Source organism: Anaeromyxobacter dehalogenans 2CP-C, assembly GCF_000013385.1.
GTDB classification, from domain to species: Bacteria; Myxococcota; Myxococcia; order Myxococcales; family Anaeromyxobacteraceae; genus Anaeromyxobacter; species Anaeromyxobacter dehalogenans_B.
This window is the reverse complement of the sequence record NC_007760.1, coordinates 2,120,514-2,143,697: the sequence shown is the minus strand read 5'-3', so window position 1 is coordinate 2,143,697 and position 23,184 is coordinate 2,120,514. Positions and strand designations below refer to the sequence as shown.

Below are 23,184 nucleotides of genomic sequence, written 5' to 3'. Positions count from 1 at the left end.
GGCCGCGCCGCCGGTTTCGCCCCGTTTAGCAGGGGGCCCGACACCCGCGTCCGCCGGTGAACGGGGGGGCGTGGCGACACTCCCGGACCCGCTCCCGGACTTCATCGTGGCCGCCGGCCAGCTCGCCGCGGCCGCGGTCGCGAGGGGCGATCGTGGCGAGGCCCGGCGCCTGCTCGAGGCGGCGCTCCGGGCCGTCAAGGACGCTGGCGGCGTGCTGCACATCGTGGCCACCGACGCCCACGGTGCGTGAGCCGATATGCGTCCATCCTTGACGCATGATATCCGGCTGGATATAAGGGCGCATGCTTGAGGTGCGGTTCTTCGAGACCGACGCAGGCAACAGCCAGCCCCGAGACTTCCTCGACGGGCTGCCGCCGAAGGATCGTGCCTACATCGTTGGGGACATCGCCGCACTCCGCGACTACGGCATTCACGCGCCGATTTCGACGAGGACGATCAAGGGCGGAGGCAACCGGGGCATGTCTGAGATCCGGACCGGCAACTTCCGCACGTTCTACTGCTTCAAGTACCGGGTGATCTGGATCCTCCACGTCTGCAAGAAGCAAGATCAGCACGCCGGGATCGAAGTGGCGCGGAAGCGCATGCAGAAGCTGTAGAGGAGGCCGCACGATGCCGACCAAGAGGACGAAGACCACGGGGCCGGCGATGCGCCGAACTGGGATCCGCTTCGATGAGTATCTCACTGGCCAGCTCCGCGAGCGTGATTTCGGTGTCCACTATGAACAGCGGCGCCTTGTCCACGACGTAGCCATTGCGGTGCGGTCGATGCGCGAGAACGCCGGCCTGACCCAGGCGCAGCTGGCGGAGATCGTCGGGACAAGCCAGCCCTCCATCGCGCGAATGGAGAAGGGCTTGGATCAGCGGACGCCGCGCTGGGAGACGCTGCACAAGATCGCTCGTGCGCTGGGGAAGAACCTCCGCTTCTCCTTCGAAGACGCAGACGACGGGGCCGATGTGCTTGTCGAAGTGAACGGAATTCCTGTCCGCGCGTCGCAGGACGCTCCGGCCGGCGGGCGGTAGCTGCTGGATTGCCTACCTGATTGAGTGGGGATTGCCCCCGTCTCCCGCACAACAGGGGCCCGGTTGCAATCCATCCTAGGTTGTGCTAGGTAGACCATGCGGCAAGGCAGTGGAGCGCGTTCGAACGAGCCAGCACCAGATCGTCTACGAGCGCTGTAGTACCTGCCGAGGCTCGCCGACCCCAACCGTCAGGGGAGCGAGCCCGGGTCGCCGCCGGTGAACCTCCCCGGCGCACATAGCTGACCTTCGACGCCCTGGCGAGCTGGCTGCCCGGGAAATCGCTCGAAGGGCACGGCTATGTCTACGGTTCCCCAGAAGCATCGCACCAGAATTCAGCTCAACGTCGAGGTCGATCCGCGACTCATGCAGCGGATCTCCCGCGTCGCTGCGGCCACGGGTCGGTTGAAGAGCCGGATCGTCCGCGAGGCGCTGGTGTCGTTCCTCGATGCCGCGGAGAAGGGGGAGCGCTCGTGACGCCCCCTCGCACCGTCGCGATCGACCTGCGCGCTCGTCGCGCCTATCCCTGGATGGCCGGGATCGTGCTCGCGATTCCCGGCGTCATCGTGGAGGACGAAGCCAGCGGGACCCGCGTGAAGGTCCGCGAGGATGGCGGGCTGGACGAGCTCGTCGCGCCCGGGCACCCGCAGCACGGAGCGGCTTTCGACCCGACGAACACCCGCGAGGCTCGCCATGGGTGACGCCGACCGGATGGCGATCGAGGCGCTCCGTGTGTTCGTGCGCGGCATCGTGCGCGAGGCTCTCGCGGAGGCCGGTGCTGCCGCGCCCCGGCCCGAAGGGTTCATCGGTACGGCCGAGGCCGCCCGGCGCGCCGGCGTGAAGCAGGAGACGATCCTCGCCTGGATCGGGAAGGACCTCCTCCCGGCGTCGCGGGTGGAAGGGGCGAAAGGCTGGAAGATCCGGCCGGCCGATCTCGAGGCCGTGCTGGGCGGTCAGCAAACGGGCTCCCGACCCGCCGCTTCCGTCGCCGACCTTGCGCAGGAGCGCGGCCGCCGGCTCGCCGACTCCGTGAAGAGGCGCTCGTGAGCGCGGCGGGGATGGCGCAGGCGCCGACTCCGGCGGAGCGTGCGGAGGCAACCCGCCTTGCGCTCGACGTCATCGAACGCCGCGAGGCTGATGACCTGGGCGTTTCGGTCAAGGAACTCCGCAGGGCCCTCGCGGAAGGGCGTGACCTTCGCCACGAGAGGGAGGAGCAGGAGAGGCGGAGGGAGGAGCTCTTGGGCTCTCTCCTCCAGGCCGGCGACATCTTCGCTCCGCTCCCGCCCGTGAACTGGCTCTGCGAGGCGCTCGACATGGCCCCGGGAGCCCCGATCCTCTTCGCGGGATACGGGTTCAGCGGGAAGACGGTCTCTGCGCAAGACCTCGCCCTCTCCGTCGCCGTCGGTGCGCCGGCGTGGGGGCGCTTCCCCGTGCGCCAGGGCCGCGTGCTGCACGTGGACTACGAGCAGGGCTCGCACCTGACCCGCCTCCGCTACCAGCGGCTCGCGCGTGCCCGGGGCATCGACCCGCGTGCCCTCGATGAGCGGCTGGTGCTGGCGCCACTGCCGTCCTGGTATCTCGACAGCGACTCCGGCGACGTGCTGGCGCGGCTGTGCGAGGGCTTCGACCTGGTGATCGTGGACTCGTTCCGCGCGGCCTGCCCCCACACCGACGAGAACGCATCGGACTCCCGGATCCCGCTCGACCGCCTCGGGCGCATGTCCGAGAAGACGGGCGTTGCACCTGTCGTTGTCCACCACGCCCGGAAGCCGGCGCGCGATGCGCAGGGCGGCGCCAGGATGAGCGTGCGAGGCTCGGGCGCGCTGTACGACGCGTGCGGCTCCGTCCTGGTGTTCGCGGCCGAAAAGGGTGAGCCCACCACGGTCGCCCACGAGAAGGCCCGGATCTCTGGCCGGCCTCACGCCGACTTCCAGCTCTGGATCGAGGACGTGGAGATCGACGGAGATCCGGCCGCCGGCCTCCGGGTGTCGTGCCTGAACGGCCCCGGCCCCACCCGCGTTCCCGATCGCTTCACCCAGCTCAAGGGGCGGGTGCTCGAGCTGGTGAAGGCGGACGGGACGTTCACCGGAGGCGTCAACCTTCTTCGCTCCCGCCTCGGGGCCAAGAGGGAGGACGTAGGCGCGGCGGTTGCCGATCTGGAGCGCTCGGGCGCCATCCGGCGCGAGGGGAGCTACCACCGCCCCACGTTCGTCTACCAGGGAACCGATAGTGACTCACAGTGCGCATGACCCGGGACGCGGCCCGGCGCGATCGGATCGGTTCCCCGCCTAAGGGCGGGGGAACCGGGAACCGATCGGCGCGAACCCTGGGCCATTGGTTCCCGGGAACCGATGGGAACCGATGGGAACCGATGGAGTCAGGGGGAGGGTGAAGCCCCCTTGCTCCGCCACCGAGGCGCCTCCCGAAACATGACCGGAAACGCCCTCAAGATGTCCGCATGATGCGAGCGAGAGAGATCCTCGACAGCGCCAGCACGCGAGACGTTGCCACGCTCGCCCGCGTGGACCCTCGCAGCGTGGACCGCGTTCTGGAGGGGAAGCCCACCCGCCCGAGCGTCCGGCTCCGAGTGATCGCCGCCCTGGCGGAATGCGGCCTCGAGTCCCTGGCGTCGCCGAACGAGCCCTCCGCGTCATCGAGTGAGCCCCTCCAGGCGGCCCCCGGGGAGCGCGAAACCCCGTGATGACGCAGGAGACATACCCGGGCGACTCGACCCCTCCCCCCCGCGCCCGCCGCCGCAGGCTGGGGAATCTCCGGAACGTCAAGGCGTACCTGGCCGACGTGCTCCTCCGGATCGACTCGGGCGAGCTCGACTCGAAAACGGGGAACGCTCTGATCTACGGCTCGTCCACGCTCGCGGGCGTAATCGAGAAGGAGATCAACACCGCCAGGCTGGACGACATCGAGGCCCAGCTCGCCGCGCTCCAACGCGAGGTGAAGCCATGAGCATCCGCGGCACCGTTGCCCGGCTCGAGCGAACCATCGCCGCCATCCGCGCCAAGCGGGTGTCCCAGGTCTGGTTCCGGATCATCGACCGAGAGACCGACGAGACCGCGGAGGCGTACCTGGCCCGCGTCGCCGAGGCGGAGCGCGAGGCGGCGTCCTTCGAGTCCCGGGGCGGCGTGGCCTTCCTCATGGTGATCGGGGACGAGGGGGCGACGCCATGAGCCGGCCCTCCATCGCCCGGCTACAGCGGGCCGTCGCTGCGTTCCAAGCGTCTCGCCCGATGCTGGCGCTGACCCTCGAGCTGCACAGGGGCGAACCCAGCGAGGCGTGGGAGGCGCGGAAGGCGGAGGCCGTGCGCCGGGTCGAGGTTGCCAGGGCGGCCGGTCGCCGCGCGGCCCTGGTCATCGTGGACCGCGAGGAAGGCCAGTGAACCGGGCGAAGATCGACCGCCTCGCCGGCATGGTCTCCGAGCTCGTGGCCCGGCGAACGGCGGAGCGCGTGGCACCGCTCGCCGCGGACGAGCTGCGCGCGGCCGGGTTCCGTGTCCCCTGCACTTGGAGCGACGGGCTGTCCGTGAACGTGGCGCCAGGGCTCGACGCCAAGCTGGCCGAGCTCGGGGCGAAGGGGATCAGGCCGGGGATGGTCGTCCTGATCCGGAACCTCGCCAGCGAACCCCCTGCGCCCTGCTCTTGGGAGTCCGGATCGTGATCGACAACCTCGACCACCGGCACGGGGCCGCGCTCGTGGCGTGCATCGCCTGTTCGGCCCTGTTCGACGCCTCCGCCTTCGCGCAGGCCCAGGGGTGGCGCTGTCCCCGGTGCACCCGCAGGCCCGCGCCGTCCGCCGGCGCCGGAGCAAGGGTCTCTAACCCGCCAATGCCGCACCGGAGGAACGATGGCCAGTAACGACGCTCGCACTCAGCGGGCCCTTGCGGTCGCCCGACGCATGGACGGGGTGAGAACCGCAGTGGAGCGCGCCGACGAAGTGCTGCAGGCCCGTTCGCGGCCGCCGCAGCTTCCGCCCGAGGTGCTTCGGGAGTTGGGGCAGCGCGAGCTCGCGGCGTTCGCTCGCCGGCTCTCGCCCCAAAACCTGCAGACGATTGAAGCGATGCACGCGCGTTACGGCTGGCCCGGGGTGCGTCTGGGGCTCGAGAACGCCGGCCTCTCCCCCGCAGCGCTCGAGGCGGCGACGGAGACGGCCAGGGTCGGAGGGCTTCCCGCGCTCGTCCAGGCCGTCACGGAGCGGATCCAGCACGAGGACATGGCGCAGCTCCAGGCCCAGGCCGCGCCGGCAGCCGCCGGCCTGCTGTCGCAGATGGATCCCGCGGTGGCGGCGCGACTCATGGCCGAGGGTGGTCCCGGACGCTTCGTTCAGGCCGCGGTGGCGGAAGGCGTCGATCCTGCGGCCGCGGTGGTCGCGGCCCGCACGCTCGAGGCGCAGGGCGTCGAGGGCGCCCGGGCGTTGGCGGTCCAGCACATCGAGCACGCGCAGCGACAGGCGGAGGTGCGCGCCAACGTGGAGCGAGCGACGTCCGAGGCACAGAAGGATGCGGCTTGGTCGCCCCTCGCCGCTGGGCTTTCCGACCCTGCGTTCCACGAGTCGGTCGCAGCCTGGTACGCGCAGCACGGGGCGCAGCTCGAGGCGCACGGCGTAGGGATCCGGAAGGGCGAGAGCCCCGGCGAGTGGTTCGTCCGGACTGCGCGGCACCTTGGGCCCGAGGCCGGGATCATCAACGACAACCCCACCCACCTCTTCGCCGCCAAGCACGACGGGATCGCGGCGCTGGCCGAGATCACGGGAGAGGCGCCCGAGGTGATCAGGGCCACGCTCCGTCAGGTCGCCGAGCTGAACGATCATCACGAGCTCCGGGAGAGTCTCCGCGCGAGCGGTGAGGCCGAGCGGAAGGCCCGGGCGGTTTCGATCGGCCCCGACCGCAAGGCGGTGGAGACCCAGCCCCGCAAGCCGGACGGGGTGAGGACAGCGATCGAGAAGGCGGCCGCGAAGCTCGGGATCCGTGGCGACGACGAGGAGACCTTCCACGCGGACTCCGCCCTGGAGGCGAAGATGGCGCTCGACTCGGGCACGCCGCTCGATCGGCTGAAGCTCTCCAGCAACGCCCAGGCCCAGATCGCGCGCAGGGCCGAACGCAACAACCAGGTGAAGGCAGACCACGCCAAGTCGATCCGGGGTCGGATCGAGCAGGCGGCGGAGCACCTCGAGGGCCGCGCCGCCCCGACCACGGCCCCGGAGCGCCCCCAGGAAAGCGGCGGGATGTCCATCGATCAGGCCATGCAGGCGGCCGATCACCACCTCAACGGAGGAAGCACCGATGACGACGAGTGACGGGCTGACGCTGCTCGGGCAGGCAACCGCGGAGGAGATCGAGCACCTCCGGCAGTTCCAGGCCGCTCGCAACGCCGCGAGCGCCGAGGCGGCGAGGCTTGGCGGAAGGGCGCGCGAGCTGGAACAGCGGGGCTCCACGATGGGTCAGATCGCCCAGCGCCTGGCGGCAGAGCGGCGGGCCGCGATCGTCGCGTCCGCTCTTGGCGAGGGCGACGCCCCGCCCCCGGCCGCGCCGCCGGAAGAGGGCCCGTCGCCGGATGAGCTCCGGGACGCCGCGCGGGTTCTCCGGGAGCGCGCCGCGGAGAAGGAGAAGGAGGCCGCCCAGGCGCACGGGGCGCTTCGGTCCGCCACAATCGACCTCATTCGCGAGTGTGCTCAGCGGCTCGGGGCGATCTACGCGGAGACCGCCGACCGCCTCTCCGCGGTGCACACCGGGATCGCCGCCGCGCAGCTCCTCCTGGCCCCGTTCACCGGGCCGACGGAGCCGCCCCTCGTGGATCCCGAGTGGGAGCGCCTGCTCGTCCCCAACTCCAGCGGGCTCCTCGCGCTCCGCGGCACGGGGGTTGTGAGGGGCGCAATGCATCTCCGAATGCCGGTTGTCGGCGGCGACGGGGGCGGCATGCGCCGCCAGGTTGTCGAGGGGCACGACGCGATCCGGTCGGAGCTCCGCGCCCTGCTCGGCGAGTGGCCGTTGGACGGCCGGTGACGCCATGCCTGAGACGGTTCAAGCGCGGTGGGACGAACGGCGGCGCTACTGGGTCGTGCTCGTGCCGTCGTTCGGCTGGACGCGGCTGCACGGCACATGGGGTCCCGACGAGAGCGAGGCTGCGCTACTGCACGGCGTTCGGCGTCAGTTCGGCGCGCAGCAAACGCGAGGGCTCGGGATCGTGAAGGTCCCTCCCACCACATAACGCCGGTTCCTGGTTGACCACATGCGCGACGACACCGAGCAGCAGGACACCGACACCGGGCCCGACGAGGCCGGACCCACCCCCGCGGATCTCGCGGCCGCCATCCCTCGGGCGCGTCCGACGGCGATCCGGAACCCGAGCGGACGGGAGCGGGCCGCCGGCTCGCACAGGCAACGGGGTTCACACCCAACCTCACCCCCTGCCGCATGGCTGCACTGACGCTCAACCACGTAGGGAAGGAGACACACGGATGATCACGTTGAAGCTGGATGCGGTGGAGGATCTCTGGAAGCTCGACGCGCTCCTGAGCGCCGTTCGGCGGCTCGGCGCCGGCGGGCAGGGGTGGCGGGACCTGTACGGCGAGGCAGGGGCGCCCGGGCTGGTGGACGCGGTCGTGCTGGGCATGAGCCCGGACGTCGCGGCCCGGCTCGCCGACTCATTCGAGCGTCAGGCGCAGGAGCGCGCCAAGGGGGCGGAGTAGCCATGCGGACCAAGATCGTCGCGTTCGTTCTCGGCATCGGACTGGGTCTGACCTTCCCGGCGTTCGCGGGGCGCTCCAGCACGGGGACGTACTCGCTGCCCTCTGGCACGCCGTTCGTGCCGGGCACCGTGATCAGTTCGTCGGTGATGAACAACGTGCATTCGGACATCGCGTCGGCGCTCACCGACAGCCTGTCGCGCACCGGCAAGGGTCCGATGTCCGCCCCGCTGCAGGGCGTGGATGGAACGGCCGCGGCGCCCTCGTTCTCGTTCGCCACCTCCCCAGGCTCCGGCATGTATCTCTCTGCTCCCGCGGAGGTGGCGATCTCGGCCGGCGGAACGCAAGCCGCGAAGGCGACGGCCGGAGGGCTCGACGTGCCGGCCGGCGTGACTGCGGCAGCCCTCCGCGCCCGCGTCGTCGGCGGCTCCAACACGGTCTCCCTCCTGTCGCCGGATACGCTGGCGGCGTCGTTCTCGATGAAGCTCCCGACGGCGCTCCCGGCCTCCGGTACGAGGCCGCTGGCGATCACGTCGGCCGGGCAGGTGGAGGTGGGGGAGGCGTCGCCGCAGGTGTCCTCGATCTCGTGCTCCACCTTCACAACGACATCGGCGACCCTCGTGGACGTGACCAACCTGTCGGTCACGATCACGACCCACGGCCGCCCGGTGATGCTGTTCTTTCAGCCGGACGGCAGCCCCAGCCAGATGTACGTGACGGTCCCGGCGGCCCAGACGGCCAAGATCCACATCATGCGCGGCGCGACGACCGCGGGCGCCTGGCAGCTCTACAACACGGGCGGCGGCACGATGGGGTTTCCTCCCGGCGGCGTGATGCTCGATGCGCCGTCCGCGGGGACCTACACGTACAAGGTCCAGGCGTCGGTCACGGGCGGCGGGACGCTCGGGATCCAGTACGCGAAGCTGATCGCGGTGGAGATCTAGGGCGGGGGATCGGGCCTCGGTGACGCGACGGCTGACACGGTTCGACTACGACGGGCCGGGGAGCTTTTCCCGGCTCCTCGAGGCGGCCTATGCCCTCGCGGACGCCGATTCCGAGGATGACGTCGCGTACCACCGGGCGCGCTGCAGGTTCCGGGCGGCCGTGAACTCCTACGCGGACCGGCGTGCGGCGGAGAAGGCAGCCGGGGAACACGTCGAGCAGCAGCAGGAGGCGTGCGGATGAAGCGCGATGAGCTGGTGCGGCACTACGTCTCCGGCGGCCACCTAGGCTCCGCGCTGCCAGTGAGCGTCAGCAACGTCAGCGTTCCCTAGTCGATACGCTAGCGGTAACATTCACTATCGGGAGGGGAGCTCATGCGTCGAGTGCTTCTCGCGGTGTTCGTTATCTCGGGGTGCGTTGAGGGCGGGCCGTTTCTCGTGCCCGCGACTTCTGGCGGCGCCGGGTCGGGTCAACTCCGTTGGTCGAAGGAGGGTGGAACTCAGTCGGCCTTCCTGCAGGACCGATATGCGTGTCTCCGGGAGTCGCAGCAGAACCGCTCGATCGCGGTGGTGACCCAGTACGGCGGGTCAGGTTCCAGCGGCCAAGTCACCGATGGCGGCCTGTTCGTGGCCTGCATGTCGGCCCGCGGCTACGCGCTCGACGCGAACGGCCAGTTCGCGCCACCGCCTGGAACCGAGATCTACGTTCGTTAGCTGACAGGCGAGCAAACCGCCCGGCGCGCGGGCCGAGGTTCAACGGCCTTGGCGTGACTCCCTCAGGGCGCCCCACCGGTGTCCCCTTGACCTTGTGCACAAACTAGTGCACTAGTAAGAGCGCACGAAGCACGGGGATTCAACCCGTGCTCGGACCGCGGGAGAGCGCATGACGACGACGAAGCACGAGGCGGGCACGGGGACGCGCGGGTGCGTGGCCGAGGCCAGCGTGGCAGCAGTCGCGGTGGCGGTCGCGACCGCGGGCCGTGCCGCTGCGACGGCGAGTGCGGCGAGCAGCGTCGCGGTTGGGGGTGCCTGCGACTTCTCCGGGAGGGCGGCCGTGCGGACGCTGCGGGTCGAGCCGTCCTCTTCGGTGTTCTGGCCGTTCTAACTTTCGGTCGGCCGCTGTCGAGCGGAGCGGCCGGCGGAAGACACCTCCGCTCGAAACAGACGGGCGCCCGGTGCGCGAACACCGAACGCCCTGACCAACGCAAGAAGGGTGGTCCTGCGATGGCTGAGACGAAGAATACCAGCGAAGGCGTGAGCAGGCGGCGGTTCATGGGCGCGTGCGGCGTCGTGGTCGGAGCCGCGATGGTCCCGGGCAGCGCGGCCGCGGTCGCGGCCGGGGCGCCGGCGACGGTGGCCGAGGCGGCGAAGGCGTGGAGCGCGGCGAACGAGGCGATGATCGCCCGGTTCCGGCCGATCTACATGGCGGAGCTCCGGCGCTTGGCCGAGGATCTCCGGCCCCTGTTCGAGTCCGGCGAGCTGAGCACGACGTTCGACATCGACGACAAGGCCAACATGGCCGCCCACAGGCGGCTCGAGCGCATGTGCGGGGACCGCTTCGGCGCCGTCGTCGTGGAGCACGTGTACGAGAACGGCGGCCGTGAGTGGACCGGCGAGGAGGAGGAGGCCGCCCGGTTCGTCGCCGCCGTGTCTCCGTCGATCGAGGAGGAGGGCCCCGTGGACGAGTGGGCGCACCCCGGGCTGTGCGCGCAGGCATGCGCCGCGCACGACGTGCTGGACATCGCCCGCCGCGAGGGCTGGGGGGTGCGCTCGTGACCGCCAAGACCAAGAAGCCGGAGGCGTTCGCGCACGCCGCGGATCTGCCCGCCGCCTACCGTGAGCTCAAGGCGGCCGTGGAGGCGGTGATCGTGCTGGAGGAGGAGTCCGGCCCCCTCCTCCGCAGGAACTTCCACCTGCCCATGATCACGGGCCTGTCGATGGTGACCATCTGGCAGCAGGCCGACGAGCGGGCCGCCGCGCACCAGCGACTCGCCGCCGCCGCCCGGCGGGTGCAGGTGGCGCTCCACGGGAAGAAGGAAGCGCGTCGCTGGACCGGGTTCGTGCCCGACACCGCCGAGGTGGCGTCATGACGATCCGGAGGCTTCGGGCGATCCGCGCCCTCGTGCGGCAGTGCATCGCGTCGATGCTCGACGGCGCGCTCGGCGCGCGCCTGGCGCCGGCGTAGCGGGCCAACGTGACGGAGTGCACAGGTACACTGCTGCCCGGCCTTAGGAGGGGCCGGGCATGGCGAAAGACAGGGAACCGGGCATGAGGGGCAGGGGCGGCGCGGCGGGCAGGGCGAAGCGGGCCGTCAGTCCGCGCGCCGAGAACGTTCGCGCCGTCCTCTACCTCAAGGCGAACCACCTCGATGCGCTCGAGGAACTCGCCAGGGAGCAAGCCAAGGAGAGCGGGCTCCTGCGCCCGGATCTGAGCAAGGCCGCGCGCACCGCGCTGGACGAGTGGCTGGCGAAGAGGCGATAGCGCATGGAGAACGCAATCGGCGCAGCGGGCGTCGCCATCGGCCTGGTCACGCTCGGATTCGTGGTGATCGAATTCTGGTGGGCATTCAAGGAGCGGAAGCGAAGAGAGGCGGTTGACGCTCGGCTCCGCCAGATAGTCGAGCAGCTCCGCGAGGCGCCACGCGAGGTAGACAGCGCGGGCCTGGAGGTCAGCCGCTCGGACTGGGACGCGGTTGCGCTGGGGGTTCGGATGGGGCTGCTTGTGACCTGGTGGAGCGCGAACACGATTCGGGTCGGAGCGAAGCGCGACTGAGCAAGGGACCGGGACCCGCTTGCGGAGATGCAGCACCGGAGGCATCAACATGGCCGAGGCTGAGATCAAGGGTCACGTCCGCACCCGCCGCGGGAACAAGCTCGAGGCGGTGATCTACGTGGACGGCCGCCGCATCACCCGGAGCACCGGCCTCAGCGTCGGGCAGGAGGATCAGGCCGAGGCGATCCTCGCGGCCGCGATCGAGGAGCTCCGCGCGACCCCCGTTGAGCAGAAGGCCGCTCCGGGAAGCCTCCGGGCCTGGGGCGAGAGCTGGATTGACGACCGGAAGCTTCGCGGCAAGCTGGAGTGGATCTACGAGCGCGGCCACCTCGAGCACTACGTCTATCCGCTGCTGGGCGATCGGGCGCTCCCGTCGATCACGGACGTCGAGATGCTCGACTGGGCCCGAGGCCTGGAACGGCAGAAGGGGCCTTCCGGCAAGCACCCGTCCCCCAAGTACGTGCGCAAGATCACGGCGACGGTTCGGGCGATGTTCAAGGAGGCCACCCGGCGTCACCTGATCGAGAAGACCCCGTGCATCTGGGACGACTCCGACCTTCCCGAGATGGAGGCCAACTCGCGCGTCGTCGGCGCAGGGTTCGAGCTCGCGGAGGTCGCGACGCTCATCTACGACCCGAGGATCCGCGAAGACCGGCGAGTGCAGTACGCCCTGGAGTTCCTCACCGGGATGCGTCCGGGCGAGGTTGCGGCCCGCCGCTGGGAGGACATCGCGGACGAGTCGTACCGGGGTGACCTCGGACGGCTCGTGGCGCGGACCGCGTACAACACGCGCCACCGGGTGCTCAAGACGACGAAGACGCGCGTCGAGAAGTGGATCCCCATCCACCCGGCGCTCGCCGCCATCTTGAAGGCGTGGCACGAGGAGGGCTGGGAGCGGTTCATGGGGCGGCCGCCGACGCCGGATGACCTGATCGTGCCCTCGGTGGGCGGGAAGCCCCGGAACAACGCCTACACGTGGCGGTGCTTCCGCGACGACCTGGCGACCCTCGGCCTCGCCCACCAGCGGCACTACGAGACGCGCTCGACCTTCATCAACCTGGCAGAGGGGGCGGGGGCGCTACCGGAGGACGTGCACCGGCTGACGCACGCATCGATCGGCGAAGCGAAGGACCTCTACCGCCGCGTGCCGCAGCAGTGGCCTCGCCTCTGCGCAGCCGTGAAGGCGATCCAGATCGCTCCGCCGCCCGAGGTGTCGCCATCGGTGTCGCCATCGCACGGAGAGCGAAGGTTGACTCAGGAGATTCCGTCGGGGATTCCCGTGGTTGGCGAAACCCGGGAAAGCGGCAGAGCAAGGGAATCGAACCCTCCGACAGCGCCTCTCAGCACCATCCACCGGTTTTGAAGACCGGGCCCGGCACCAGCCTAGGACGCTCTGCCGGGATCGGGTGTACGTGCGACCGGGGGCCGGGTCAAGCGCGGCGTTGGGCGCACGCGCGCCGCCGGGCGGGGCGGGTCAGCGCGACGCCTTGGACGCCTTGGACGGGCGGTCGCCGGCGACCGGGGCGCCGTGCTCGTCGCCCCAGGGCGAGATGCGGGCGAGCGCGGCGCGCTCGTGCGGCATGGCGGCGCGCGGCGAGCGGAAGTACTGCATGGGCGAGTAGAAGACGAAGTTCGACACGCGGCTGGTGTAGAGGCAGGCGTAGTCCTCGATCTGCTCGCCGAAGCGGGAGTTCTCGTTCCCCTCCTTGAACGTGAGCCCCCAGTAGCGGTTGAACCCGCCCTCCACGCCGAGCTGCAGCTCCTCGATGCGCGCGTTCGCGTCGCGCTGCGCGCGCCGGAGCGCCTCGAGCTCCGCCTTGTCGCGGCGCCGCTCCTCCGCCAGCCGCTCGCGCTCCTCCGGCGAGGGCGCGTCGCGCTCGAGCCGCCGGTCGAGCACGTTCAGCGCGGCGCGGTGCACCGACAGCTCGTCCTCCACCCGCACGCGCAGGTCCTCGAGCCGCGACAGCTCGGCGAGCGAGGCCTGGTTCCGCTCCAGCCACGCCAGCTCGTCCTCCAGCTCCTGCACGATCATGCAGGTGCGCCAGAGCGAGCTCTTCTTCGACCGCAGGATGTCGCCGTAGATGTGGTCGCCGACGTACAGGATCCGGTCCCCGCCGATGCCGAGCAGCCGCTCCAGCCGCGGCAGGTCGCCGCCCTGGTAGAAGCGCCCGCGCTCGAGCGCGGCGGGATCGGCCACCAGCTCGCCGCCGGGGCCGACCTCGTACAGCGGGTGCTGATCGGCGAAGAAGGACGGCTTCGCCGCGCCGGTGATCACCGCGTCGAAGTAGTTCCGCCAGCTCGGGTACTCGGGCAGCACGCCGTCGAGCACGTAGGACATCACCGCGTCGGTGTAGTCCCACAGCGAGTTCGTGAGCACGAACAGCTTCTTGCCGCCGGAGCGCAGCTTGTGGAGCGCGGGCCCGAGCTCGGCGTCCTTCACGAGGTACCGCGGCAGCTCCTTCTTCACCTCGGCCTTCAGCGTGCCGTCCCGGTGGACGGTGTCGATGGCCTCGCGGATGTCGTCGTAGAGCCGGGCGTAGTCCACCGTCTGCCCGAGCCCCTCGAGCAGCTCGATCACGAGCGCGAACAGGCAGGCCTCGGGCAGCGCGAACAGCGTGTCGATCCAGGCGAAGCGCGGCAGCGAGAGGTGGATCTTCTCCTCGCGGTACAGGCGCTTCAGCTCGTCGAACGGCAGCTCCCGGCGGCCGTGGTAGCAGCGGCCCACGTGGTTGTGCCGGTCCATCTTGAAGATGTTGCCGTGGAGCTTGTCCACGACGAGGCCGCGGATCACGAACTCGGGATCGTAGCGCAGCGTCCCGAGGGCGGTCGGGTACCCCTTCACCGAGATCATCCGCGCCAGCGTCATCTGGAACGCGAGCGTCTCGAGCTGGCGCAGGTGGTAGATCGCCAGCGTGTAGTCCATGTCGAAGCCGACGGCCTCGATGCGGTCCATCCGCAGGTTGCGGTTGACGAAGACCTGCCGCGAGCGGGGCACCTCGCGGTGCGAGCCGTGCGGCTCGGCCAGCAGGGACCGGACGTCTGGGCTGTCGTAGGCGCGACCCACCGGGCCGGCGGCGGGTGCGTCGGTGCGAGGAAGATCCATCTCGCGCCGAGATAACACGCCGGGGAGGGGGCCTCAACGCGTGGTCGGGGCCGCGCGGCCGGCGCGGGGCCCTGCCGGCGGGGGCCGGATCCTTGACCGGACGGGGCGGCGTGGCAGGCTCGGCCTGCCGTGGCCGCCCGCAAGCGCCAGACCTCGCCGGACCTGCTCGCGCGCCTCGAGGCGCTGGAGGAGCGCGTCGCCCGCCTGGAGGCCGGCAAGGCTCCACCGGGCGACGGCCGCGCCGCGGCCGCCCCGAGATCACCGAACGTGAAGAGGTGCCCCGGCTGCGGCCTGCCGCTCCGGCGCAGCAAGGGGCGCTGCGCCGCCTGCGGCCGGCCGCTGGATCCGCTCTAGCCGGGCCGTCTGCGCCACCCGGCCTCCCCCCTCCGCCGCTAGTCCTCCGCGACGATGCGCGTCGCCGGGATGCCGAGCGCCCGCGCGATCGCCACCACCGTCGTGTACGGCGGGTTGCGCCCGCCGCGCTCGATCAGGCTCACGTACGCGACGGAGAGATCGAGCGCCTCGGCGAGCGCCTCCTGCGTCATGCCGCGGCCACGGCGGTGCTCGCGCACCCGCTCGCCGAGCCGGCGCAGCTCCTCGCGGCGGGGGTCCCGCTGCGTCTTCATCTTGGTCGCCATCGCTTCTGGGATCCTCACGCTTGAACCCGGGTCGTTGGGTTGACGGCCAGTCGCCCGAACGGAACGTGGCAGTGGCCGGATTTTGTAGAACCGAACGGATCATCGGGTCCACCGACCTACTGTCGATCGCCCGAGGCAAGTGAACGTCCCCGGACCACGCGACTATTCCGGTGGAGAGCGGTGGCGCGCCGCGGCGAAGGGGCGGCCGAGCGGCAGGCCGTCCGCGCGATGGACGGGGCGTCCGGCCACGGCTATGTTCCGCGCCGGATGGCCAGCCAACCCGAGTCGCCCGCCCTGCTCGACCTCGCGCAGGTCCGCGCGCACACCCTGTCGAACGGACTGCGCGTCCGTGTGCTCCCCGAGCGCAGCACCCCGACCGTCAGCTACTACACGTTCTTCCAGGTCGGCTCCCGGAACGAGCGGCTGGGCCTGACCGGCATCAGCCACCTGTTCGAGCACATGATGTTCAACGGCGCGGCGCGCTATGGCCCGAAGGAGTTCGACCGGGTCCTGGAGGCGCGCGGCGGCCACTCGAACGCCTACACGTCCAACGACGTCACCGCCTACTACGAGGACTTCGCCGCCGAGGCGCTGGAGACGGTGGTGGACCTCGAGTCGGACCGGATGCGCTCGCTGCGCCTGACCGAGGACTCGCTGGAGCAGGAGCGCGAGGTGGTGAAGGAGGAGCGCCGCCTCCGCACCGAGAATTCGATCTTCGGCCTGATGGAGGAGCAGCTCGAGTCGCTGGTGTTCCTGGCGCACCCGTACCGCTGGCCGGTGATCGGCTGGATGGAGGACATCCAGCGCATCGCCCGCGAGGACTGCGAGGCGTTCTTCCGGACCTACTACGCGCCCAGCAACGCGGCGGTGTACGTCGTCGGCGACGTGGACCCGGACGCCACGCTCCGGCTGGTGGAGCGCTACTACGCCGACATCCCGGCGGGCCCGCGGCCCGCGCCGGTGCCGCAGGGCGAGCCGCCCCAGCGCGGCGAGCGGCGCGCCACGGTCCGCTACCCGGCGCAGGCGCCGGCGCTGCTGGCCGGGTGGCGCGGCCCGGCGGCCCGCAGCCCCGACTCCGCCGCGCTGGACGTGCTGCAGGTGTGCCTCGCGGTGGGCGAGTCGTCGCGGCTGCGCCGGCGCCTGGTGCAGGAGCTGGAGCTGGCGGTGTCCGTCTCGATCAGCTGGGGCTGGCGCATCGACCCGGGCGTCTTCCTGGCGTTCGCCGAGCTCGCGCCGGGCGTGCCGGTGGAGAAGGCCGAGAGGGAGCTGTGGGCCGAGCTCGCCAAGGTGGCGGCGCGCGGCGTGACCGCCGCGGAGGTGCGGCGCGCCAAGGCGCTGCTGCGCAGCTCGGTGCTCCACGAGCTCGCCACGCACCACGGCGTGGCGCACGCGCTCGGGCAGGCGGAGGCGCTCCTGGGCGACTGGCGGGAGGCGGGGCGGGCGCTCGAGCACTACGCGGCGGTGGGGCCGCGCGACGTCAAGAGGGTGGCGGTCGAGTACCTCGACCCGACCCGCCGCTCGGTGGTGGTGCTGGACCCGGAGGTGCGGCGGTGAGCCCCTCGATCGCGCTGCCCCCCATCCACCGCGAGACCCTGCCCGGCGGCCTGCGGGTGATCGTCGCCGAGCGCAAGGGCATCCCGCTCGCCGCCGTCCGGCTGGTGCTGCGCGGCGGCTCGTCGCTCGATCCCTCCGGCCGCTCCGGCCTCTCGCACCTCGTCGCGCTGGCGGCCCGCCGCGGGACCGGCCGCCACACCGGCGAGGAGATCGACCTCGCCATCGAGTCCATCGGCGCCGAGCTCGGCACCGGCGTGGACGAGGACGCGTCCTACTTCGGCCTGTCGGCCCCGGTGGAGGTCCTGCCGCGCTGCCTCGACGTGCTCGCCGAGATGGCCGGCAACCCGACGTTCCCCGCCCGCGAGGTGGACCGGCTGCGCCGCCGCGAGGTGGCCGCGCTCGCCCACGATCTCGACGAGCCGGGCGTGGTGGCCGACCGGGCCATGCTCGCCGCCGGCTACGGCTCGCACCCGTACGCGCGCTCGTCGGAGGGCACGGTGCGCTCGCTCGGCGCGGTCCGGCGGGCCGACGTGGCCGGCTTCCACCAGCGCTACTACCGGCCCTCCGCCGCGTTCCTGGTGGTGGTCGGGGCGGTCCGCGCCGACGAGGTGCTCGCGCTGGTGCGGCGCCGCTTCGCCGGGTGGCGCACCGCGGAGCGCCCGCTGCCGCCGATCCCCCCGACCACGGCGCCGCGCACCGCGGTGGTGGTGGTGGACAAGCCGGACGTGACGCAGAGCCAGGTCCGGATCGCGTCGGAGGGGTTCGCGCGCCGCAGCCCGGACTACTACCCGGGCATGGTGGCGAGCGCGGTGCTCGGCGGAGGGTTCACCTCGCGGCTCATGGAGGCGATCCGCGTGAACCGCGGCCTCTCCTACGGCGTGCGGAGCCGCTTCGCCACCAGCGCGGTGGGCGGCCTGTTCTTCGTGTCCACCTTCACCAAGGTCGAGACCACCGCGGAGATCGTGCAGGTCACGCTCGACGAGACCGCGCGCTTCTGCGCCGAGGGCCCGTCCGCGGAGGAGCTGGAGCGGACCCAGAGCTACCTCTGCGGCCTGTACCCGCTCTCGCTCGAGACGCACGACCAGCTCGCCGAGAAGCTCGCCGACCTGGAGCTGTACGGGCTCGACGACAGCGAGGTGGGCGAGTTCCGCGAGCGGGTGCGCGCGGTGACGCCCGACCAGTGCCGCGAGGTCGGGCGGCGCTACTTCCCGCTCGAGCGCCGCGTGGTGGTGGCGGTCGGCCCGGCGCGGGCCATCGCGCGCTCGCTGGAGCGGTTCGGTCCGGTGAAGGTGGTCCCCGCCAGGAAGATGGTGTGACGGCGGGCCCCGCCGCCCCGGTGGCGGTGCTCCACGAGGACGCGGCCCTCCTCGCGGTGGACAAGCCGGCGGGGCGGCTGGTGATCCCGGGCCGCGAGGGCGGCGAGCCGAGCCTGCGCGAGGAGCTGGAGGCGCGCTTCGGCCGGCTCTGGGTGGTGCACCGGCTGGACCGGAACACGAGCGGCGTGCTGGTGCTCGCGCGCACCGCCGCGGCGCACCGCGCGCTCAACCTGGCGTTCGACCGGGGCGAGCCGCGAAAGCGCTACCTGGCGCTCGTGCGCGGGGTCCCGCCGGCCGAGCAGCGCATCGAGGTGGCGATCGCGCCGGCGCGCAAGGGGCGCATGCGCCCGGCCGCGCCGGACGATCCGCGCGGCAAGCCCTCGGCGACCGTGGTGCGGCGGCTCGAGGCGTACCCGTCGCACCCGCTCGGCGGCGGCCCGCTCGCGCTCGTCGAGGCGCTCCCGGAGACCGGGCGCACCCACCAGATCCGCGTGCACCTCGCCGCGGCGGGCACGCCCCTCGCCCTCGATCCGGCCTACGGCGACGCGGCGCCGCTGCTCGGCCCCGGCGGCGAGCCGGTGCTCGCGCGCACGCCGCTCCACGCGGCGCGCCTCGCGCTGCGCCACCCCGCGGACGGGCGGGAGCTCGTGCTGGAGGCGCCGCTGCCCGCCGACCTGGCCGGGGTGCTTGCGCTGCTGCGGGGGACGCCGGGCGGCGGCTAGCCGCGGGCGTGGACCAGGATCTTCACGTCGGAGCGGAAGGTGATCTCGATCTTGCCGCCGTCGCGGACGGCCGAGACGAACCCGCGCCCGAACAGCGGGTGGTCCACCACCTCGTCCACGCGGAAGGTGGTCTTGGGCGAGTAGGGGCGGGCGCTCGCCACGTCCTTCGCGCCGAGCAGGTCCTCGAACGGCACCGCCGCGGCCTTCTCGCGCGGGGCGCGCGCGGCCCGGACGCCGGCCGTGCCGGAGGCGGCGCGCGGCGCCGAGGCGCCGGCCGGGCCCTTGTACCGGTGTACGCCGTGGCAGGTGTTGCACTCCACCTTCACCGGCTTGCCGGCGACCACCGCGTGAACCGTGTGCGCCAGCATGAGCTGGCACTTCGTGCAGAACGAATCGACCTCGCCGCCGACCTTGACCATGAGGGCGCGCAGTATAGCCGCGCCCCCGTCCGGCGCCTCACGAATCGGCGCCGCACGCGACCGGGGCCGCGCGAAAGCGGGCGCGCCGCCCGCGGCCGTGCCAGAATGCGCCCGCATGCTCTCCCGCCTCAGGGACGCCTTCGAGGACTTCGGCCGGATGATCCTGTTCGCCGGCGAGATCGTCGCCTGGGCGTTCCGGCCGCCGTTCCGGCCCGACCAGATCCTGGCGCAGATGGCCTTCATCGGGGCGGGCTCCGCCTTCATCGTGGGGGTGACCGGCACGTTCGCCGGGATGGTGTTCGGCCTGCAGATGAACTACGCGCTCCGCCAGTTCGCCGCGGAGGGCTACACGGGCGGCTCGACCGCGTTCGCGCTGGCGCGCGAGCTGTCGCCGGTGTTCACCGCGCTCATGGTGACCGGCCGCGCCGGCAGCGCCATCACCACCGAGCTCGGCACGATGCGCGTCACCGAGCAGATCGACGCCATGGAGACCATGGCGGTCTCGCCCATCCAGTACCTGGTGGTGCCGCGGGTCCTCGCGTCCATCCTCATGTTCCCGGTGCTCACCATGCTGTTCAACGCGCTCGGCTACGGCGGCGCGTACGTGATGGGCGTGTTCGTCTCCGGGATCCCGGAGGGCCCGTTCATCCAGCACACCCGCGAGTTCCTGGGGCCGGACGACATCTTCCACGGGCTCGGCAAGGCGGTGCTGTTCGGCTACATCGTGGCGGTGATCACCACCTGGCGCGGCTACTCCGCGAGCGGCGGCGCCCGCGGGGTAGGTGAGGGGACCACCCGCGCGGTGGTGGCCAGCTCGGTGGCGATCCTGGTGGCCGACTACGCCGGCACCGTGCTGAGCGTGGGGACCTGAGCGTGATCGAGGTGCGCGATCTCTGGAAGTCCTTCGGGACGAACCAGGTGCTGAAGGGCATCACGCTCGACGTGCCGAAGGGGAACACCTACGTGGTGCTGGGCGGGTCGGGCTCGGGCAAGACCGTGCTCATGAAGCACGTCATCGGCCTGCTGAAGCCGGACCGCGGGACGGTGCGGGTCGGCGGCTTCGAGATGTCCCGCCTGGCGGGCCGCGAGCTGAACGAGGCCCGCCGGATGTTCGGGATGGTGTTCCAGGGCGCGGCCCTGTTCGACTCGATGAACGTCTTCGACAACGTGGCCTTCCCGCTCCGCGAGAAGCGCCGCGGGACGCGCCTGGCGGCGGCCGAGGTGCGCAAGCGCGTGATCGAGAAGCTCGCGGTGGTGGACCTGGGCGAGGAGGTCCTGGGGCGCTGGCCGGCCGAGCTCTCGGGCGGCATGCGCAAGCGGGTCGCGCTGGCCCGGGCGCTCGTCTCCGACCCGCAGGTGGTGCTCTACGACGAGCCCACCACCGGCCTCGATCCCATCACCACCAACTACGTGGACGAGATGATCGTGCACGCCAAGGAGCGCCTCGGCATCACCAGCATGGTGATCTCGCACGACATCGCCAGTGCATTCCGGGTGGCCGACCGGCTGGCGGTGCTCTACGATGGGCACCTCGCCGCGGAGGGGACGCCCGCGGAGGTCCGCCAGAGCAAGGATCCCTTCGTGCAGCGCTTCCTCTCCACCTGGTTCGAGAAGCAGTGATCTCCGGGAACCGCCCTTGAAGCCCGCCGTCAACAAGGCCCTGGCCGTGGGCGTCCTCGTCGCCGTCGGGCTGGCGGCGTTCCTGTTCGCGTTCACCTTCTTCAAGAAGGGCGGGTACTCGGACACGGACAGCTACCTCGTGTACGCGCGCTTCAGCGACGCCACCGGCCTCACCTGGAAGAGCAAGGTGCAGATCGCCGGCATCCAGGTGGGCGAGGTCTCGAAGATCACCCTCGACAAGAACAAGGCGCTGCTCCAGATCCGCATCGACCGCTCGGTGCCGCTCCACACCGACGCCTGCCTCTACAAGAGCTTCCCGTCCGCGCTGCTCCCGGACGCGCTGCTCGAGGTCATCGCCGGCTCCGACACCGCGCCGCTCCTCTCGTCGCTGCCGGAGGCCGAGCGCGAGATCAAGTGCGTGCGCGAGGCGACCAGCGTGCAGCAGCTGCTCGACTCGATGGCGAAGATCGCCAGCGACGTGCAGGCCGTCACCGGCGACCTCGCCAAGACCGTCCAGGGCGACCAGGGCAGCCTGCGCGAGATCGTGGAGAACCTGGCCCGCATCACGCGCCAGGTGGACCAGGTGGTCGCGCAGAACCGGGACAGCCTCACCGAGCTCATCGCGAACACCCGCGACTTCACCGCCGACCTGCGCGAGATCTCCGCGCGCGACAAGGATCGCATCCACAGCATCCTCGCGAACGTGGACGAGCTCACCGCGCGCCTGAAGGTCGCGGCGGGCAGCCTGCAGGGCATCCTCGACGGCGGCGGCGCCGGCGCTCCGGGCGGCGGCCCGGCCGGTCCTCCGGGCGCTCCCGGCGCTCCCGGCGCCCCCGGGGCACCTGGCGCCCCGGGCACGGCGGGCGCCACGCCGGCCGTGGCGAGCCAGCAGACGCAGGCGAAGGGCGTGCAGCAGGCGGTGGGGCGCCTGAACGACAGCCTGGCCCGGCTGGACCAGCTCCTCGCGAAGGTCCAGGAGGGCAAGAGCGTCGCGGGCCGCCTGCTCACCGACGAGAAGATGGGCCGCCAGCTCGGGACCGCGGTGGAGGGCGTCTCCGACTACGTGGACCGGCTGCAGAAGATGCAGATCGAGGTCCAGCTCCGCTCGGAGTGGCTGCTCAACCAGAGCGTCGAGGACGGCCGCCCGGGCGCGAAGGTCTACTTCGGCGCGAAGCTGCTCCCGCGGCCGGACAAGTACTACCTGCTCGAGGTGGTGAGCGATCCGCGCGGCGTGGACACGGTCACCACCGACACGGTGACCACCCGCACGCCGGGCTCGGTCGGCGACTCCACCACTGTCACCACCCGGACCCGGCACGAGGACAAGGTCACGTTCTCGCTGCAGATGGCGAAGCGCTACGGCCCGGTCACGTTCCGCGGCGGCGTCATCGAGAGCTCGGGCGGCCTGGGCGCCGACCTGCACCTCATGAAGGACCGGCTGCAGATCTCGACGTCGCTCTACCAGTTCTCGCGCCCGTACCAGGACGTGTTCCCGCGGGCGAAGGTCTGGGCGAACTACAACTTCCTGCAGCACTTCTACGTCACCACCGGCGTGGACGACTTCCTGAACCGGTGGCGCAGCGCCGCCTCGCCCGACGGCCGCAGCTTCAACATCGGCACCGACGTGTTCTTCGGCGCGGGCCTCTACTTCACCGACGACGACCTGAAGACGCTGCTCGTCTCCGGCGCCGGCAGCGCCGCGAGCGGCGCCGGCAAGTAGTCCCCGCGGAGGCGACCCCGTGGGCGGGGTGGGCCGCGAACCCACCCGGCGGCCCGTGGCTCCCATGAAGCGGGCCCCCGCCCGCGTTAGGAGTCCTCCGCCCATGAACGGTCGCCTCAAGCTCGTCCTCGTCGCGCTCCTCGCCGTGGTGGCGTTCCAGGTGTTCTTCCGCGGCCGCAACGAGCCCCGCTCGCAGGGCGGCGGCCACCCCGCGCCCCCGCTCGCGCTGCCCGACCTCGCCGGGCGCACCGTCGATCTGGGGTCGCTCCGCGGCAAGGTGGTGGCGGTGAACTTCTGGGCGAGCTGGTGCGGCCCGTGCCGGGCCGAGATCCCGGACCTCGCCGAGGTGTGGAAGGCGCACCAGGGCAAGTGCTTCGAGCTGCTGGGGGTCGCGGAGGAGTCCGGGCGCGAGGACGTGCTCGCCATGGCCCGGGACATCCCGTACCCGATCCTCTTCGACGCCCGCGCCACCGCGCTCGAGCCGTGGGGCGTGCCCGCCTACCCGCGCACCTACCTGGTGGACGCGCAGGGCACCGTCCAGCACGTGTTCGCCGGGTCGCTGGACCGGGAGACGCTCACCGCCGCGCTGCAGCCGCTGCTCCCGGCGTCCTGCCCGAAGGGCTGACGAACGGCTTGGCGTGGCCC

Annotated in this window: 32 protein-coding genes and 1 tRNA gene; 29 read left to right on the top strand and 4 right to left on the bottom strand. The window is 71.7% G+C overall.

Annotated features, from left to right (window positions below):
• The first annotated feature begins 70 nt into the window (after window positions 1-70).
• The 21 genes from ADEH_RS09825 to ADEH_RS09720 all read left to right on the top strand — a co-directional run bounded on the left by ADEH_RS09825 (window position 71) and on the right by ADEH_RS09720 (window position 11,447).
• Entirely contained in the window at window positions 71-250 is a 180-nt protein-coding gene (locus ADEH_RS09825; protein ID WP_011420944.1) for a hypothetical protein, read from the top strand.
• A 52-nt stretch (window positions 251-302) separates the two neighbouring features.
• Window positions 303-617, top strand: a complete 315-nt coding sequence (locus ADEH_RS09820; protein WP_041453472.1) for a type II toxin-antitoxin system RelE/ParE family toxin — start codon at window positions 303-305, stop codon at window positions 615-617.
• A 13-nt stretch (window positions 618-630) separates the two neighbouring features.
• Complete coding sequence (locus tag ADEH_RS09815; RefSeq protein WP_011420942.1) at window positions 631-1,041, top strand: helix-turn-helix domain-containing protein; 411 nt, start codon at window positions 631-633, stop codon at window positions 1,039-1,041.
• 297 nt (window positions 1,042-1,338) lie between these two features.
• Entirely contained in the window at window positions 1,339-1,515 is a 177-nt protein-coding gene (locus ADEH_RS23090) for a hypothetical protein (RefSeq protein ID WP_157061352.1), read from the top strand.
• Window positions 1,512-1,739: a hypothetical protein gene (locus ADEH_RS09810; RefSeq protein ID WP_041453471.1), complete on the top strand. Its 228-nt coding sequence runs from the start codon at window positions 1,512-1,514 to the stop codon at window positions 1,737-1,739. Before ADEH_RS23090 ends, ADEH_RS09810 begins: the two co-directional genes overlap by 4 nt.
• On the top strand, window positions 1,732-2,085 hold the full coding sequence (locus ADEH_RS09805; protein WP_041453470.1) for a helix-turn-helix domain-containing protein: 354 nt from the start codon (window positions 1,732-1,734) through the stop codon (window positions 2,083-2,085). Before ADEH_RS09810 ends, ADEH_RS09805 begins: the two co-directional genes overlap by 8 nt.
• Window positions 2,082-3,287, top strand: a complete 1,206-nt coding sequence (locus ADEH_RS09800) for an ATP-binding protein (RefSeq protein WP_041453469.1) — start codon at window positions 2,082-2,084, stop codon at window positions 3,285-3,287. Before ADEH_RS09805 ends, ADEH_RS09800 begins: the two co-directional genes overlap by 4 nt.
• A 451-nt stretch (window positions 3,288-3,738) precedes the next feature.
• Complete coding sequence (locus tag ADEH_RS09790) at window positions 3,739-4,002, top strand: hypothetical protein (protein ID WP_041453468.1); 264 nt, start codon at window positions 3,739-3,741, stop codon at window positions 4,000-4,002.
• On the top strand, window positions 3,999-4,223 hold the full coding sequence (locus tag ADEH_RS09785; RefSeq protein WP_011420937.1) for a hypothetical protein: 225 nt from the start codon (window positions 3,999-4,001) through the stop codon (window positions 4,221-4,223). Before ADEH_RS09790 ends, ADEH_RS09785 begins: the two co-directional genes overlap by 4 nt.
• A gap of 59 nt (window positions 4,224-4,282) precedes the next feature.
• The gene (locus ADEH_RS09780; protein WP_157061351.1) at window positions 4,283-4,432 is read left to right on the top strand and encodes a hypothetical protein; all 150 of its coding nucleotides are present in this window, start codon (window positions 4,283-4,285) and stop codon (window positions 4,430-4,432) included.
• Entirely contained in the window at window positions 4,429-4,710 is a 282-nt protein-coding gene (locus ADEH_RS09775; RefSeq protein WP_011420935.1) for a hypothetical protein, read from the top strand. The genes ADEH_RS09780 and ADEH_RS09775 overlap by 4 nt, the downstream gene beginning before the upstream one ends.
• A 258-nt stretch (window positions 4,711-4,968) precedes the next feature.
• The gene (locus ADEH_RS09770) at window positions 4,969-6,345 is read left to right on the top strand and encodes a hypothetical protein (RefSeq protein ID WP_157061350.1); all 1,377 of its coding nucleotides are present in this window, start codon (window positions 4,969-4,971) and stop codon (window positions 6,343-6,345) included.
• Window positions 6,332-7,051 (top strand): hypothetical protein, encoded by a 720-nt coding sequence (locus ADEH_RS09765; RefSeq protein ID WP_011420933.1) that lies wholly within the window; start codon window positions 6,332-6,334, stop codon window positions 7,049-7,051. Before ADEH_RS09770 ends, ADEH_RS09765 begins: the two co-directional genes overlap by 14 nt.
• Window positions 7,052-7,506: 455 nt before the next feature.
• Window positions 7,507-7,737: a hypothetical protein gene (locus ADEH_RS09760; protein WP_011420932.1), complete on the top strand. Its 231-nt coding sequence runs from the start codon at window positions 7,507-7,509 to the stop codon at window positions 7,735-7,737.
• Window positions 7,738-7,739: 2 nt separating this feature from the next.
• The gene (locus ADEH_RS09755; protein ID WP_011420931.1) at window positions 7,740-8,678 is read left to right on the top strand and encodes a hypothetical protein; all 939 of its coding nucleotides are present in this window, start codon (window positions 7,740-7,742) and stop codon (window positions 8,676-8,678) included.
• 19 nt (window positions 8,679-8,697) lie between these two features.
• Window positions 8,698-8,919 carry a hypothetical protein gene (locus ADEH_RS09750; protein WP_041453467.1) on the top strand — a complete coding sequence of 74 codons (222 nt, stop codon included), beginning with the start codon at window positions 8,698-8,700 and terminating at the stop codon, window positions 8,917-8,919.
• 140 nt (window positions 8,920-9,059) lie between these two features.
• Complete coding sequence (locus ADEH_RS09745) at window positions 9,060-9,389, top strand: hypothetical protein (protein WP_041453466.1); 330 nt, start codon at window positions 9,060-9,062, stop codon at window positions 9,387-9,389.
• Window positions 9,390-9,929: 540 nt separating this feature from the next.
• Window positions 9,930-10,451 carry a hypothetical protein gene (locus tag ADEH_RS09735; RefSeq protein ID WP_157061349.1) on the top strand — a complete coding sequence of 174 codons (522 nt, stop codon included), beginning with the start codon at window positions 9,930-9,932 and terminating at the stop codon, window positions 10,449-10,451.
• Window positions 10,448-10,765, top strand: a complete 318-nt coding sequence (locus ADEH_RS09730; RefSeq protein ID WP_011420928.1) for a hypothetical protein — start codon at window positions 10,448-10,450, stop codon at window positions 10,763-10,765. Before ADEH_RS09735 ends, ADEH_RS09730 begins: the two co-directional genes overlap by 4 nt.
• A gap of 154 nt (window positions 10,766-10,919) precedes the next feature.
• Window positions 10,920-11,156 (top strand): hypothetical protein, encoded by a 237-nt coding sequence (locus tag ADEH_RS09725; protein ID WP_011420927.1) that lies wholly within the window; start codon window positions 10,920-10,922, stop codon window positions 11,154-11,156.
• 3 nt (window positions 11,157-11,159) lie between these two features.
• The gene (locus tag ADEH_RS09720) at window positions 11,160-11,447 is read left to right on the top strand and encodes a hypothetical protein (protein WP_011420926.1); all 288 of its coding nucleotides are present in this window, start codon (window positions 11,160-11,162) and stop codon (window positions 11,445-11,447) included.
• A gap of 1,301 nt (window positions 11,448-12,748) precedes the next feature.
• Here ADEH_RS09720 and ADEH_RS23085 read toward each other — a convergent pair.
• Both ADEH_RS23085 and ADEH_RS09710 read right to left on the bottom strand, forming a co-directional pair.
• Window positions 12,749-12,845, bottom strand: a tRNA-Sec gene (locus ADEH_RS23085).
• 76 nt (window positions 12,846-12,921) lie between these two features.
• Window positions 12,922-14,550: an HAD-IG family 5'-nucleotidase gene (locus ADEH_RS09710; RefSeq protein WP_232287467.1), complete on the bottom strand. Its 1,629-nt coding sequence runs from the start codon at window positions 14,548-14,550 to the stop codon at window positions 12,922-12,924.
• A 129-nt stretch (window positions 14,551-14,679) separates the two neighbouring features.
• Here ADEH_RS09710 and ADEH_RS09705 point away from each other — a divergent pair, with 129 nt between their 5' ends.
• The gene (locus ADEH_RS09705; protein ID WP_011420924.1) at window positions 14,680-14,904 is read left to right on the top strand and encodes a hypothetical protein; all 225 of its coding nucleotides are present in this window, start codon (window positions 14,680-14,682) and stop codon (window positions 14,902-14,904) included.
• 38 nt (window positions 14,905-14,942) lie between these two features.
• Here the strand turns inward: ADEH_RS09705 and ADEH_RS09700 are convergent, their stop codons facing one another.
• Entirely contained in the window at window positions 14,943-15,188 is a 246-nt protein-coding gene (locus ADEH_RS09700) for a helix-turn-helix domain-containing protein (RefSeq protein WP_011420923.1), read from the bottom strand.
• A 228-nt stretch (window positions 15,189-15,416) separates the two neighbouring features.
• Here ADEH_RS09700 and ADEH_RS09695 point away from each other — a divergent pair, with 228 nt between their 5' ends.
• The 3 genes from ADEH_RS09695 to ADEH_RS09685 are packed head-to-tail and all read left to right on the top strand — an operon-like array spanning window position 15,417 to window position 18,780.
• Entirely contained in the window at window positions 15,417-16,742 is a 1,326-nt protein-coding gene (locus ADEH_RS09695) for a M16 family metallopeptidase (RefSeq protein WP_420042223.1), read from the top strand.
• The gene (locus ADEH_RS09690) at window positions 16,739-18,058 is read left to right on the top strand and encodes a M16 family metallopeptidase (protein WP_011420921.1); all 1,320 of its coding nucleotides are present in this window, start codon (window positions 16,739-16,741) and stop codon (window positions 18,056-18,058) included. Before ADEH_RS09695 ends, ADEH_RS09690 begins: the two co-directional genes overlap by 4 nt.
• The gene (locus tag ADEH_RS09685; RefSeq protein WP_011420920.1) at window positions 18,055-18,780 is read left to right on the top strand and encodes an RluA family pseudouridine synthase; all 726 of its coding nucleotides are present in this window, start codon (window positions 18,055-18,057) and stop codon (window positions 18,778-18,780) included. The genes ADEH_RS09690 and ADEH_RS09685 overlap by 4 nt, the downstream gene beginning before the upstream one ends.
• Here the strand turns inward: ADEH_RS09685 and ADEH_RS09680 are convergent.
• The gene (locus tag ADEH_RS09680) at window positions 18,777-19,199 is read right to left on the bottom strand and encodes a hypothetical protein (protein ID WP_011420919.1); all 423 of its coding nucleotides are present in this window, start codon (window positions 19,197-19,199) and stop codon (window positions 18,777-18,779) included. The two genes, ADEH_RS09685 and ADEH_RS09680, sit on opposite strands and share 4 nt — an antisense overlap.
• A gap of 115 nt (window positions 19,200-19,314) precedes the next feature.
• Between ADEH_RS09680 and ADEH_RS09675 the strand changes: the two genes are divergently transcribed.
• From ADEH_RS09675 to ADEH_RS09660, 4 genes are all read left to right on the top strand, one after another.
• A complete protein-coding gene (locus ADEH_RS09675; protein WP_011420918.1) occupies window positions 19,315-20,070 on the top strand; it encodes an MlaE family ABC transporter permease in 756 nt (251 codons plus the stop codon).
• Between the two features lie 2 nt (window positions 20,071-20,072).
• Window positions 20,073-20,819, top strand: a complete 747-nt coding sequence (locus ADEH_RS09670) for an ABC transporter ATP-binding protein (RefSeq protein WP_011420917.1) — start codon at window positions 20,073-20,075, stop codon at window positions 20,817-20,819.
• Window positions 20,820-20,835: 16 nt separating this feature from the next.
• The gene (locus tag ADEH_RS09665; protein WP_011420916.1) at window positions 20,836-22,539 is read left to right on the top strand and encodes an MlaD family protein; all 1,704 of its coding nucleotides are present in this window, start codon (window positions 20,836-20,838) and stop codon (window positions 22,537-22,539) included.
• A gap of 103 nt (window positions 22,540-22,642) precedes the next feature.
• Window positions 22,643-23,164, top strand: a complete 522-nt coding sequence (locus ADEH_RS09660; RefSeq protein ID WP_011420915.1) for a TlpA family protein disulfide reductase — start codon at window positions 22,643-22,645, stop codon at window positions 23,162-23,164.
• Window positions 23,165-23,184: the final 20 nt, after the last annotated feature.